Below are 12,936 nucleotides of genomic sequence, written 5' to 3'. Positions count from 1 at the left end.
TTTTTGTCTAAATTTTACAAATTTAAAAACCGAACTAATGAGGTACTTTATACTTATAGCCTTGCTTTTATCTGTTTCAACCATTAATTCACAGGAAATTAAATGGATGACAATGGGAGAAGCGCTTGCCGCACAAAAAGTAAAGCCGAAAAAAATTTTTATGGACGTGTACACAACCTGGTGCGGCCCGTGCAAAATGCTTGATAAGAATACCTTTAGCGATAAAGAAGTAATTGAATATGTGAATGAGAATTACTACGCGGTAAAATTCAATGCGGAAGGAAATGATCCCATCGATTACAAGGATTTTACCTACACAAATCCCAATTACAACCCAGAGCGAAAGGGAAGAAATTCCCAACATCTATTTGCACACGCGCTCAAGGTAAATGCCTATCCCAGTATCGTTTTCTTCAAGGAAAATGGTGATCTTATTCAGGCCGTACCGGGTTACCGAACACCACCGCAATTGGAGCTTTTCCTAAAGATGATCGCTACGGATGACTATCTGAACGTAACAACCGCAGAAGCCTGGGAAAAATACCAAAAGGAATTTAAGCCTACATTCTAGAAAAAGTTTTTACTCTACAACTATAGCTCCCGTTTTTGCTGTATGCACAAACGGGATTTTTTTTGCTAAACAACTTGCTTCCCATCTGGCAACATAACTTCTATAATTATTACCATCCGCAATAATTTGTTTTGGTTTTAAACTATCAATTAGTCTAGATAGATTTATTTTCGGGCTATTTGAGAGAACAACTGTATGTATGTTTTCGGATTTAGGATATATACCCAAACTGTCCACAATTAAAATGTTTCTGTGGTTGAAGCTAAATATTTTTGGTATTTTCATTTCAGAATATTTGGTAATATTCCTTGAAACCATATACGGTTTGAGCGGGAAATTTTCTTTTTGATTGAAAGTGTCATTTTTGAAATAAATAAATTCATTTCCAGTTTTTATCCCTATGATGCTACTTCTATTTTTATGAAAAACTACAAACTCATTCGAAGAATTTTGATATTCATCCCAAACAAATATTCCTATTAATAGAGAAATAGAAGCCAAAGAAACAGCTAGTCTTCGGAAGCTAAAATGTTTCCATAATAGGACTGCCGCTGCAATAGCAAAATAACTACCAATAACTTTTGCTTCGGAAAAATGGATGTCCCGAAATAGAAATTCGTCTTGCACAGAAACCCAATGAATTAATTTATTGAGATATTCAATGGTACTATTATAGGCGAATGCCAACCAATTTGGGACTGTCCAAACAACAGCAAATAGCGTGACGATAATCCCAAAACACATCAATGCCATAAGAAACGGAAGTATCGCCAAGTTGGTCACCAAAAAAAGACCGGGAAACTGATGGAAATAGTAGAGTGTAAGCGGAAGGACTCCCAACTGGGCACAAAGCGTCACCGAAATAATGGACCAGCCTTTTCTTAAATACCATTTATTTGAATAGCCCAATCGATATAATTTTGGGTATAACCAAATGATGAAAAATACCGCCAGATAGCTAAGCTGAAACCCCACCTGAAAGAGCCAAAGCGGATTGAAAGTCAACAATGCCAATAACGAAAGGAAAAGCGTATTCATTGAGTTTGTTGGTCTATCAACTATTTGGGCTAAGGCAAAAAAGCTAAACATTGTCACCGCGCGCGTTACCGATGGCGATAGGCCGGAAAGCATCGCAAATCCCCAAAGCAATAAAATGATTAATCCGTATTTTATTGAATTTCCGTAGCGGAAATAATGTAGAGGCCTCAAGAGAAAGCCCAAAATCATATAAATGATTCCCACGTGCAGCCCTGAAACCGCAAGGATGTGAACCGCGCCGGCAGAGGCATATTCAGTATAAAGTTGTTTGTCCACGTCCTTTTTATCTCCCAGAATCAATGCTTGCAGAATACCTCTTTGGGGGCGTTTGAGGTCTGTTTTTTCCAATTTGTGGATGACGAATTGCCGAACATTTTCAGCGGTACCTTTTATTGTTGGTTTGCCTTTTTTGAGAGAAAGTATCTGATTGTGTGAGGATTTTATTTGGCCATAAACCCCGAGGCTCGCCATATATTTGGAATAGTCAAATTGATAGGGATTTAAAGGTTTTGGAATTTCAGAAATATTGGAATAAACCATGACGAGTTCATCAGGTTTAAATATTTCCTTTAGCGAATCTTTCAAAACTATGTATAGAACTTTTCCTTGACTGCGGGTTTTGCCAACTTTTAGAACCTTTGCAATATATTTATGGTTGTAGTTGTCTGGTTTTAGCTGTTGTTCAATTTTAAGTTGTATGAATTCAGATTTGTTTTCAGAAATACATTTTGAATAGTGATTTTTCTGAAATTGGGGAAGACGAATTTGATAACTGAAATATCCCAAAGAAAAGAAACATAGATAGGTAATAATTGCGAAGTATTTTGTCTGGAAGAGTTGTTTTCTATCATAAAGAAAAACTCCGAAAAGGATTACAAATAGTGGGATTAAAATAGTAAGAAAAAGGAGGGAAGCCGTGAAAAAGTGGGCGGTCAATATTCCAGAAATAAGTAAAAGAACAAATTTTACAACCGCAAAGTTTATGAATTTCATACCCGTAACTTTAAGTAATACTTAAAATTAATAGGGGAGAATTACATAAATGTAGTACATTAAAAATTAATAAACAATTAAATAATACGCCGCACCTCAACAAAAGCGTCCTTCCAATATTTCTCCTCCATGGACGATATAATAACCCCGGCTCGGGTGGTGGAGTGGATAAATTTCACATCCCCGCGCTTGGCCTCAACTACTAAGCCCACGTGGGTAATGGTATTTTTACGGCTGGTTCGGAAAAAGACGAGGTCCCCTTCTTCAATGTCCTTGTATGAAATAAGAATTCCCTTAGTGGCCATATCCCGTGATATTCTGGGAAGCTCAATATCCTCTTTTTTGAAAGCTGTATAAACAAGGCCGGAACAATCCATTCCAGCTTCTGTGGTACCTCCAAATTTGTAGCGGGTGCCAAGAAAGGTTTTTGAAAACTCTATAATGTTTTCGCGGGTGTCTTTGGGGCTTTCGTTTACAGTATCTTCGGTTTCCTCAACCTTGCGGGTATTGGTTTTTGTGACCCTTGTATTTTTATTCGGTTTTACTTTTCGGACAGGTTTTTTGGTAGCGGTGGTGCTCCCAATTATTTCTTCAGGAATTTTCCCTGTGTTTTTGGTGCTTCCGCAGGAAATCAATAAAAAGGAAAAGAAAAGAATGGCGAATACTTTTTTCATAAAAATAAGGGCAATGTGAATTATTCCCTAAAAATAAAAAAATATTTCTGTTATTGATTTATTTAAGCGCGCCGTAGATAAGTTTGGCTGTCTTTTTGCTTGCCCCACGGCCTCCGAGTGCTATTTCCAAATCATAATAATCCAAAAACAACGTAGCTCTTGTGTATGGATCCAGAATTTTTGAAAGCTCCTCCTTCACATTTTTTACAGTGAAATCTGTTTGAATCAATTCCTTGACCGCAGGCTTGTTCAGGATTAAATTGACCAATGAGATGTACTCCAGATTAATCACTCGCTTTGCAATTTCATAGCTTATGCGTCCGCCTTTATAACAAACTACTTGTGGCACTTTGAAGAGTGCGGTTTCAAGCGTTGCGGTACCGGAAGTAACCAAAGCGGCATTGGCAATGCTCAAAAGATCATAGGTTTTGTTTGCTACGAAGTGCACGTTCTGATTGGTTAAGTACGGCTGATAAAAAGAAACTTCTTGACTTGGCGCACCGGCAATCACGAATTGATACTCTGTAAAATATTTTGCTGCCGAAATCATGATCTCCAGCATTTTCTTTATTTCCTGTTTTCGGCTGCCTGGAAGCAATGCGACGATAGGTCTTTCGTCAAGTCCGTTTTCCTTTTTGAATGCTTCTGGGGTTACCTGTTTTCGGGTATAGATTGCATCAATCAACGGGTGGCCCACAAAATGCACTGGAAAATGATGTTTCTCCTCATAGAATTCCTTTTCAAAAGGAAGAATTACGTACATTTCATCGATATCCCTTTTTATGTCCTTTATTCTGCCTTCTTTCCAAGCCCAAATTTGTGGGGAGATGTAAAAATGTGTCCTGTAGCCTTTTTCCCGTGCCCATTTTGCGATGCGAAGGTTGAAACCGGGATAGTCTATAAAAATGAGAACGTCTGGTTTGTAATCTTCAATATCTTTCTTGCAGAAGGAAATGTTCTTCAGGATGGTGCGCAAATTCAACACTACTTCCAAAAATCCCATAAATGCAAGATCCCTGTAGTGCTTAACCTCCGTGCCGCCCACAGCTTTCATGAGGTCGCCACCCCAAAAACGGAAGTCCGCATCCGGATCCTCCTTTTTCAGCGCCTTCATTAAATTGCTTCCGTGCAAATCGCCAGAAGCCTCACCGGCTATTAGGTAGTATTTCACTTTATGAGTTATGAGTTATGAGTTAGGAGTTATAGTTTATGGGTTGTAGGTCAAAAGATTAAAAGATTAAAAGATTAAAAGATTAAAAGATTAAAAGACTAAAAGACTAAAAGAATAAAAGACTTTATTTATTAAAAATCTACATTCAACTATCAACTATCAACTATCAACTATCAACTATCAACTATCAACTATCAACTATCGACCATCAACTATTACAAAAGTACGTTTTGAATTAAAATATCGAAGAAGGCCGGGAGGGTCATTCCTGCTTCCTTGGTTTGTTTGGGGACGATGCTTTCTTTTGAAAGTCCCGGGTTGGTATTGATTTCCAAGAAATAGGGTTTTCCTTTTTCAATGATAAACTCACTGCGGGTGATGCCTTTCATATTCAATAATTTGTAAATGCGAATTGCTTCTTTTTGAACCATTTCGGTTTCTTTTTCTGAAATTCTTGCAGGGGTTATTTCTTCAGATTTTCCTTCGTATTTAGCCTCATAATCAAAGAAGTCGTTTTCAGATACTATTTCGGTTACGGGCAGTGCAATTATCTCTTCGCCCTTTTTATAAACCCCCACCGAAACTTCAGTGCCCACGAGCGCGGTTTCAATAATTATTTCAGAATCTTCCCCGAAAGCTTTTTCAATAGCGGGCATTAGCGCTTTCATTTCGTGGACTTTGCTCACGCCAAAACTGGATCCGGAACGGTTCGGTTTCACAAAACAGGGCAATCCTGTTTTCTTTATTATCTCATCAGCATTTATTTCTGAACCTTGATTTATATAATACGAATTTGCACACCGGACCCCAAAATTTTTGAGTACGGAAAGGCAGTCACGCTTGTTGAAGCTAAGGGCGGCCTGGTAATAATCTGCACTGGTGTGGGGAATCCCCAGAAGTTCCCAATATGCCTGTAGGTAGCCATCCTCGCCTGGGGTGCCATGGATGGTATTGAATATTACATCTGGCTTTACGGTTTCCGTGCCGGTGCCAAAACTGAAAGAGGATTTGTCCACAGGCTGTTTTGTTCCATCGTTTGAGACGAAGAACCAGCCGTCTTTTGTGATGTGGATGGGATGCACCAAATATTTTTCCTTATCCAAAGCTTCGCAGACTACCGCGCCGCTGTTCAGCGATATCTGGAATTCGCTGGAATATCCGCCCATTACAACGGCTACATGCTTTTTTGCCATAACAATTAATTAAAATCTGCGTTTACAAAAATATTAAAATTAGAAGCGTAAAGATGAATGTTCAAAATTTAATATTGAAAGATTATCGTCCCGCAAAGATTAGTTTCTAAAAATCCCTGAGCGCATTCTTAATAATAACTGCATTCACAGAAATTACTACCTTTGGGTTTTATATTTTTGTGCCCTAATCCAGAACATATGACTTTTTTCCAATTTCTGTTCACCAAGACATTTCTGAAACAAGTAATCATCGCCTTTTTGGCCATTATTGTTATAGCTTTCCTGATCTTATGGTGGCTACGGGCAAGTACCAATCATAACGAACGGATAGAGGTGCCTAACCTCGCCAAGATGACCCTGGATAAGGTTGCCGAAAAACTGGAGGATATGGACTTGCGGTATGAGATTTTGGATTCTGCCAACTACAATCCAGATTTCCCAAAGTTTTCAGTAATTGAACAAATACCAAAGGCAGGAAAATTTGTGAAGGAAGACAGGAAGATTTACTTGAACCTAAACCCCTCCGGCTATAGAAAGATAGAAGTGCCCGATGTACTGGGCCGCACGCGTAGGCAGGCTGAGCCCACATTGCTGGCGATGGGTTTTGAAATAGGCAAGATTAGCTATAGGCCACACATAAGTGATAATGTACTTGAACTTCGGTACAAGGGTGAAAAGCTTGAGCCCGGCACCCCGCTTCAGAAGACTTCGGTAATAGATTTGATAGTGGGCGACCAATCCCTGAACCGAATCCAGTCTGAAGAGAATTATGACGAGAATCCTCAACAAGAACCAGCAACTCTAGACGAAGAAAGCAATGACGAATTTTAAGGACGGGGAAGAAATAGATGAAAACGGGGGAAGCGATGACCTTTATGAGCATCACCGTTTTAAGGCGGACAAGGGGCAACGGCCGTTGCGTGTAGATAAATATTTAATGAACCTTGTTGAAAAGGCCACACGCAATAAAATTCAAAAGGCTGCGGTGGCTGGCAACATCCACGTTAACGGCATTGCGGTAAAATCCAATTACAAAGTAAAGGGAAATGATGTGGTAACGGTGCTGTTTGAGCACCCACCCTATGAGTTTTTATTGGTTCCAGAGAATATACCGCTGGATATAGTACACGAGGATGATGCCGTAATTGTAGTAAATAAGCCTGCAGGAATGGTTGTTCATCCCGGTCATGGGAATTATAGCGGCACGCTTATAAACGCGCTTACGTACCATTTTGAAAACCTACCCAATCCATCTAATCCGCTTGGGATAGCGCCAGCAAACAGGCCGGGATTGGTTCACAGAATAGATAAGGATACAAGCGGATTATTGGTAATTGCCAAAACCGAGGAGGCGATGACGCACCTTGCCAAGCAGTTTTTTGACAAGACCACGGAGCGCGAATATGTTGCGCTGGTATGGGGAAATGTAGAGGCTGATGAGGGCACCATTGAAGGCAATATAGGCCGCCATCCCAAAAACCGTTTGCAGAATACTGTATATGAAAATGATGAGGACGAAAAAGGAAAGCCCGCCGTTACGCACTACAAAGTACTGGAACGGTTGAGTTATGTGACCTTGGTATCGTGCCGATTGGAAACCGGACGTACCCACCAAATACGAGTACATATGAAATATATAGGCCACACCCTATTTAACGATGAGCGGTATGGTGGCGAAAAGATTTTAAAGGGAACCACGTTTTCAAAATACAAGCAATTTGTGGAAAACTGTTTTAAGGTTTTGCCGAGACAGGCGTTGCACGCAAGGACCTTGGGATTTGTACACCCCACTTCAGGTGAGTTTATGCGTTTTGAATGCCCAATACCAGAAGATATCCAGGCTTGTTTGGAAAAATGGAGAAATTATTCACAGCACGTTTTGGAGTAAGGGCGCAATTAGTTCTCTTCTTGAAGGAATCTAGGTTTTGAATCATTAGGTTTCGCTTTCTTTTGCAATAGTAAATATTGTTGAAATTCTTCCGTAGTTTTATAATGGGTCTTGCAGAAATTCAATTCTTCATTTATGTGAAGTGTTGCTATCCGGAGAACGTGTTTATTCAGATATACTGCATAAGGTAGTGGTCTATTTTTTAATGGGAGTCTGAAATTAAAAAAAGTCCGGTGAAAGAAGTTGTTTTTCACCGGACTTTCTGCATTATTGTTTCAGCCATTTGGCCGTTAGGGTGCTATTTCCATTTGAGATTTGAATGAAGTATAGTCCGGCCGTTAGATTCTTGAAATCATACGTGCTGGAAGCATTTACGGCGAAATTTCTTTCTTCAGAAAAAACCAATTTCCCATCAGTGCTGTACATTTTTAAGGTAGCATTTTCAAGGTTTGAAGAGACCGAAAGGTTCAATATTCCCTCTGAAGGATTTGGGCTCACCATAATATTCATTCCTGAAGCGTTATCGGCAATTCCCAGAACATCCTCTACCTCCACAAAACCATCGCGACTGTTGTCCCCTTTGTAGCCATTTCTTTTAATGGTTGCGGGATTGTACGGTACGTTGAGGTTGTACACATTCACAAATGTGGAATCTACCCCAGCGCCAAACAATTGCGTGTAACTGTTTGCGGTAAGGTCCAGCATACCGTCATTATCCACATCTCCCAATACGGCTCCGTTCAAAAATGTAAACCCTCTGGGGCGTAGGGGGAAGCCATCCACCTCGCCGCTTCCGTCCAAAGAGTACGCATGTATGTAGCCATCTCCATCAGCATCTGTCATAATGCTTGGGAAGATAATTTCCAACACCCCATCATCATTAACATCTGCGATGGAAAGAACACCTTCGGTACCGCCGTACTTTTCAATGGGGAAATCCGGTAGATTGTTGCCATCTGGCGTTAGGCCATAAACAGTGGGCAGTGGACTGCCATCGTTGCTCGTAATTCTATCTGACATATAAATCTCGAACGTTCCATCTTCATCCACGTCCAGCACAGTAGGAGGAGAGTACGTCCATCCTGCGGTGGCAATAGGCCAACCTGCCTTATATGAACCGTCGTGTTCCATGACGTAAAAACCGGGGGCGTCGCCATGATTGCTCCCAATAATTTCTAAATCCTCATCGCCATCCAGATCAGCCAAAATAGGAGATTGGTACGAATACTTTACATTGGCATCTACCACGGGAAATCCGGGGAAAACCTGGCCTTGATTATCGAAGATATACATACCTCCAGAGGAAGCCGCGATGACCACATCTGTATTGCCATCGTTATCCACATCTGCAATGGAGGGCGTAAAGGCCGGGGTGGCGGCAATCTCTACGGGCCAGTTTGCGTTGATGGGCGTCCCGTCCATTTTTAAGGCGTGTATAAAACCTTGGGTCGAAGTGACCCTTTCGCCCGTTACGATATCAAGATTTCCGTCATCATCCACATCTGCCACGGCGGGCGCGTTGATCATCCAGTGTTCCATAAAATTAAGGGGCCATCCGGGAAGGTCATCGCCATTATTATCCATTAAATAGACGCGGCCTGCATTGGGCACTCCGCCCGTGTTGAGTACAATTTCTACCATACCGTCCCCATCCATATCCATAGCCGTGGGTGGAAGTGTAATGGTACCGCTTACATCCTTTTCCCAAAGGAGGGTGCCATCCCCTTTAATGGCGTAAAGTGTGTTCCATATACCATAAAGAATTTCATCCACGCCATCTCCATCAAGATCTGCAAGGGTTGTTCCTCTTGTATTCTTGAAGTTGGGATGTGCCGGTTGACCATATTTAAAAATTAAATCCGCAACTTGGGTCCTGCCGGGGTTTGTTTCGCTTGCAGGCAATAATGCTGTCTCTACCGAGATGGTGCCATCTTCATTCAGGGATGCCTTTTTACCCATTTGTTGGGCTTCTACAGCCGGCAAGAAGCCAAGAATTACTGTGGAAAGAAGTAACAATCTTTTTTTCATCGTTTTTTATTTTGAGGTTATGCTTATAAAGCTATTGATAATATTCGGGTTAACAAAACCACTTGTTGCAGATGGACCCCAATTATCTTGGGGATTTGTTAGGGATTTATATCATTTTCGGAAAACAATGTGGTGGTTATCTGGTACCTAGTTGGGAGCTAGGTAGAGGGAAACTGGGAGGATAGTGGGAGTATCCTATAAGTATCTACGGCATACCAACGGCATAGCGTCGACATACCATCGGCATACAGTCGGCATACGGATTTGGAAAATTGGGAGGATTGTTTTACTTTTCGGCCTTCTATCCACTTAAAACCAACTGGTTATGGCTTCAAAACATAGTTTACTGCCCATTAAGGGAACATACAACGGCATCAACTACTATATACAGGATGGCGAACAGCGCCAACGCAAGGCTGGCGGTGGATTTACCTCCGAAAGTATTAAAAATAATCCGAATATGCAAGGGGTGCGAAACAGTAATAAGGAGCTGGCGCTCTGTAGCAGTTTTAATAGGAGTTTTAAGGAAGCCTTGGCCCCTATGCTCCATGATTTGAAGGACGGCACGCGGCACCGCAGGTTGATGAAACTCTTTATGCAGCTAAAAACGCTTGATGAGGCACCCGTGGGCGAACGCACGGTTGGCGCAGGACTATGTTGCGATATGGGCCGAAAAATTTTAAGGGAATTTGAATTTACACTTGGTATGAAGAGTAGGGATGTACTGGGGCCGGTACTGAACTTGGACAAGGAGACCGGAACGCTTTATGCCATTGCCTTTGACCTGAAACGACTTAAATTTCCGAAAGGCACAACGCATGTAGGCTTTGAATATGCGGTTTTGGCCTATAATTTAAAGGATAATATTTTTCATTTTACGCCCAGTACAGAAAATGTGATGTTTGAAGCCGGGGAAGAAGCGCGTGAGTTGGTGTTTGAACCTGCTGGGAAGCCGGAGCAAGGATGTGAAGTGTTTGGGGCGGTAAAAATTCAATATTACCAAAAGTTGCCCGATCGATTATATAAATCGCAAGCTAGGGGTGGGGCTGGGATCCTGGTTGTTTGAGATGATTGTATTTTATAAGTTTGAAGGCATTGTGTATTACCGCTTCCGCACAATCAAGATTTCATCATCAGAAAATTCCATCCAGGCAAGGTCGTACACATAGAAAAAGGTTTTGTTGCTGGAGTTGATGTGGAAATGGGTGTGGTATTTAAAACGGAACTTTTTCTTTTCCAATATGTTTCGGTACACTTTAACCTGGGTTTTGTTAGTCCCCAGAAGCTCCCATAAAATGGCGTAATTGCGCTTTAGGTAGCCATTTATTTCAATTGCGGCGGTTTTTGAGGCATAGCGCACGTACTTATGGTATTGATTTTTGCAGTGTGCCGAGCAGAAAATTTTATCTGTTCTGCCCTTGAGGGGTTTTGCGCAAATCTTGCAAGTTTTTTCCATGACTCCAATAGTATAATCAATAAATATACTATATCCGTTCTTAACGGTTATATTCATTTATACTCATTTGCACTTGGCTTTTTGCGCTTTGGTTGGTTAGTTTTGATACTATTCTTTTACTTAAAAGAATAAAAATCGAGATTCCTCAGCCCTCTATGAATAAAGATACTCATATTATAATGTACAAACCCCTTAACAATAGTGGGCGGGTAAAATTCCATATACCCTACTCAATGAAAAGGGAGCGGGAGATTTTCAAGAAGCTGCCCGGATCCTTTTACCATTATAACCAAAAGCTATGGAGCCTTCCCAATGTGCCCAGCAACATTTCAGAAGTAAAAAAAATTTTCAAGGACCTGCTTATAATCGAAGAAACCGAAGGCTCCACAACGGTTCCGGAGTTTACAGTTTCAGAAAAAATACAGGCGGAGCTAGACCGCAACCACCAGAAAATGATGCTCAAAGGTTTCAGCGCTGCCACCATAAAGAATTACGAAAGCAACCTGAAGCAGTTTTTCAGGTATTTTGAAACGGCAGACCTGCGTAAGGTGACCAAGGAGCAGATAGAGGGTTTTGTATATTACCTGATAACCAAATACAAAATAAGCGAACAGAAACAGAACCAGCTTATTAACGCCATAAAGTGCTATTATGAGCATACACTGGAACTCCCGCGGGAATATTACAGTATAACGCGCCCCACAAAAAGTAAGGATCTGCCCAATGTACTGAGCGAGGATGAGGTGCGAAAAATAATAAACCACCCCACCAACCTAAAGCACAAGGCCATACTGCACGCTATTTACGGGGCTGGGCTGCGGGTGGGCGAAGTGGTGCGGCTTCGGGTAACGGACATCCGCAGTACAGATGGGTACATATTTATAAAGGACAGTAAGGGAAAAAAGGATAGGCACACCGTGCTTAGCGATATGCTATTAAAGTTGCTTCGGGCGTACTACAAGGCGTACAAACCCAGCTACTGGCTGTTTGAGGGGCAGGACGGTGGGCAGTATACGGCCCAGAGCATACAGCGCATTTATAGAAAAGCGGTAAAGGCAACCCAAGGCAACCCGTGGAGTACGCCGCATACCCTGCGCCATAGCTTTGCCACCCACCTAATGCAGCGTGGGGTGAATATACGGTACATACAGAGCGCACTGGGCCACAGCAGTACCAAGACTACGGAAGTGTACACGCGTGTTTTGGGGATAAGCAACAAAACTTTGAAAAGTCCCTTGGATACGTTGTATGAAACGGTTACATTTGAAACGGATAAACCGACCTAGCATGGTGTACATGTGCAATATATACGTCACGTTTAGGTTTTATATACGCATGTTACCCAACATTTGACCAAACAATAATGAGAAGGAAAAGACTACAACATAATGCTGACATTTTTTGCGATATGTTCGCTGGTTGGAAAATAGTGAACGATATGAAATCTTTGGTTGAATTGGAAAGTGGAATTATTGAATTTGATTTCCTGAATAGAACTCAAAAACTCAACAATGCGGAATCGAAAACTGACTTTAATATGTTTTATGAAATTTCGGAATGGTTTGCGGACGATTTAAAAAAGCACAATATCGAAACGGAATTTATTAAAGAGGCAAAAGTAAAGGCGGAATTTAAAGTTGAATTTACTGCTGGAAAAAAGAAGTCTCGAACGAAAGGAATTACTGAACTATATCTGAATTTAAACTCTTGGATTTTAACAGACGAAAAAGAATATAAATCGGAAAAGGAAGAAACTCAAGAATTTCACCATATTGAACGGAAAGAAAAAACGTTGGGTAACAATGTATAACCGCAATTACGGCGGATTCGACTACGTCCGAATCCACTCGGAATTGCTAACGTCAGTTCCATACCGAAAATTTTCGCTAACTTGCCCGTAACTGCGGTTATACTTGACCGTTAG

Annotated in this window: 12 protein-coding genes; 6 read left to right on the top strand and 6 right to left on the bottom strand. The window is 41.2% G+C overall.

Annotated features, from left to right (window positions below; translation table 11 throughout):
• Positions 1-37: 37 nt before the first annotated feature.
• Positions 38-571 carry a thioredoxin family protein gene (locus KIV10_RS00060; RefSeq protein ID WP_214111448.1) on the top strand — a complete coding sequence of 178 codons (534 nt, stop codon included), beginning with the start codon at positions 38-40 and terminating at the stop codon, positions 569-571.
• A gap of 9 nt (positions 572-580) precedes the next feature.
• On the opposite strand, the gene KIV10_RS00055 is transcribed toward KIV10_RS00060, so the two are convergent.
• The 4 genes from KIV10_RS00055 to KIV10_RS00040 all read right to left on the bottom strand — a co-directional run bounded on the left by KIV10_RS00055 (position 581) and on the right by KIV10_RS00040 (position 5,640).
• A complete protein-coding gene (locus KIV10_RS00055; protein ID WP_214111447.1) occupies positions 581-2,602 on the bottom strand; it encodes a ComEC/Rec2 family competence protein in 2,022 nt (673 codons plus the stop codon).
• Between the two features lie 77 nt (positions 2,603-2,679).
• Complete coding sequence (locus tag KIV10_RS00050) at positions 2,680-3,276, bottom strand: C40 family peptidase (RefSeq protein ID WP_214111446.1); 597 nt, start codon at positions 3,274-3,276, stop codon at positions 2,680-2,682.
• Positions 3,277-3,334: 58 nt separating this feature from the next.
• Positions 3,335-4,447, bottom strand: coding sequence for a lipid-A-disaccharide synthase (gene lpxB / locus KIV10_RS00045; protein ID WP_214111445.1), 1,113 nt, complete (start codon positions 4,445-4,447; stop codon positions 3,335-3,337).
• Between the two features lie 215 nt (positions 4,448-4,662).
• Positions 4,663-5,640: a D-alanine--D-alanine ligase gene (locus tag KIV10_RS00040; protein ID WP_214111444.1), complete on the bottom strand. Its 978-nt coding sequence runs from the start codon at positions 5,638-5,640 to the stop codon at positions 4,663-4,665.
• Positions 5,641-5,838: 198 nt separating this feature from the next.
• On the opposite strand from KIV10_RS00040, the gene KIV10_RS00035 reads away from it, so the two are divergent.
• Together KIV10_RS00035 and KIV10_RS00030 are read left to right on the top strand one after the other, a co-directional pair.
• A complete protein-coding gene (locus KIV10_RS00035; protein ID WP_214111443.1) occupies positions 5,839-6,471 on the top strand; it encodes a PASTA domain-containing protein in 633 nt (210 codons plus the stop codon).
• On the top strand, positions 6,458-7,528 hold the full coding sequence (locus KIV10_RS00030) for an RluA family pseudouridine synthase (RefSeq protein ID WP_214111442.1): 1,071 nt from the start codon (positions 6,458-6,460) through the stop codon (positions 7,526-7,528). Before KIV10_RS00035 ends, KIV10_RS00030 begins: the two co-directional genes overlap by 14 nt.
• Positions 7,529-7,795: 267 nt before the next feature.
• Here KIV10_RS00030 and KIV10_RS00025 read toward each other — a convergent pair whose 3' ends face one another.
• Complete coding sequence (locus KIV10_RS00025) at positions 7,796-9,556, bottom strand: T9SS type A sorting domain-containing protein (RefSeq protein WP_214111441.1); 1,761 nt, start codon at positions 9,554-9,556, stop codon at positions 7,796-7,798.
• 325 nt (positions 9,557-9,881) lie between these two features.
• Between KIV10_RS00025 and KIV10_RS00020 the strand changes: the two genes are divergently transcribed.
• A complete protein-coding gene (locus KIV10_RS00020; protein WP_214111440.1) occupies positions 9,882-10,622 on the top strand; it encodes a hypothetical protein in 741 nt (246 codons plus the stop codon).
• 36 nt (positions 10,623-10,658) lie between these two features.
• Here the strand turns inward: KIV10_RS00020 and KIV10_RS00015 are convergent, their stop codons facing one another.
• On the bottom strand, positions 10,659-11,069 hold the full coding sequence (locus tag KIV10_RS00015; protein WP_246516145.1) for a hypothetical protein: 411 nt from the start codon (positions 11,067-11,069) through the stop codon (positions 10,659-10,661).
• Between the two features lie 122 nt (positions 11,070-11,191).
• Here KIV10_RS00015 and KIV10_RS00010 point away from each other — a divergent pair, with 122 nt between their 5' ends.
• Positions 11,192-12,298, top strand: coding sequence for a tyrosine-type recombinase/integrase (locus KIV10_RS00010; RefSeq protein WP_246516144.1), 1,107 nt, complete (start codon positions 11,192-11,194; stop codon positions 12,296-12,298).
• A gap of 77 nt (positions 12,299-12,375) precedes the next feature.
• Positions 12,376-12,822: a hypothetical protein gene (locus KIV10_RS00005; protein ID WP_214111438.1), complete on the top strand. Its 447-nt coding sequence runs from the start codon at positions 12,376-12,378 to the stop codon at positions 12,820-12,822.
• Positions 12,823-12,936 lie beyond the last annotated feature (114 nt).

The sequence above is a fragment of the Aequorivita echinoideorum genome (genome assembly GCF_018476645.1).
Lineage (GTDB): Bacteria > Bacteroidota > Bacteroidia > Flavobacteriales > Flavobacteriaceae > Aequorivita > Aequorivita echinoideorum.
Note: the sequence above shows the minus strand (reverse complement) of the source record. Positions and strands in the feature narration are given on the sequence as shown.

What these genes read in the sequence shown, in the direction of transcription:
- KIV10_RS00060 (WP_214111448.1), top strand. Translation starts at nt 38, where the DNA reads ATGAGGTACTTTATACTTATAGCCTTGCTTTTATCTGTTTCAACCATT.
- KIV10_RS00055 (WP_214111447.1), bottom strand. Translation starts at nt 2,602, where the DNA reads ATGAAATTCATAAACTTTGCGGTTGTAAAATTTGTTCTTTTACTTATT.
- KIV10_RS00050 (WP_214111446.1), bottom strand. Translation starts at nt 3,276, where the DNA reads ATGAAAAAAGTATTCGCCATTCTTTTCTTTTCCTTTTTATTGATTTCC.
- KIV10_RS00040 (WP_214111444.1), bottom strand. Translation starts at nt 5,640, where the DNA reads ATGGCAAAAAAGCATGTAGCCGTTGTAATGGGCGGATATTCCAGCGAA.
- KIV10_RS00035 (WP_214111443.1), top strand. Translation starts at nt 5,839, where the DNA reads ATGACTTTTTTCCAATTTCTGTTCACCAAGACATTTCTGAAACAAGTA.
- KIV10_RS00030 (WP_214111442.1), top strand. Translation starts at nt 6,458, where the DNA reads ATGACGAATTTTAAGGACGGGGAAGAAATAGATGAAAACGGGGGAAGC.
- KIV10_RS00025 (WP_214111441.1), bottom strand. Translation starts at nt 9,556, where the DNA reads ATGAAAAAAAGATTGTTACTTCTTTCCACAGTAATTCTTGGCTTCTTG.
- KIV10_RS00020 (WP_214111440.1), top strand. Translation starts at nt 9,882, where the DNA reads ATGGCTTCAAAACATAGTTTACTGCCCATTAAGGGAACATACAACGGC.
- KIV10_RS00015 (WP_246516145.1), bottom strand. Translation starts at nt 11,069, where the DNA reads ATGAATATAACCGTTAAGAACGGATATAGTATATTTATTGATTATACT.
- KIV10_RS00010 (WP_246516144.1), top strand. Translation starts at nt 11,192, where the DNA reads ATGTACAAACCCCTTAACAATAGTGGGCGGGTAAAATTCCATATACCC.
- KIV10_RS00005 (WP_214111438.1), top strand. Translation starts at nt 12,376, where the DNA reads ATGAGAAGGAAAAGACTACAACATAATGCTGACATTTTTTGCGATATG.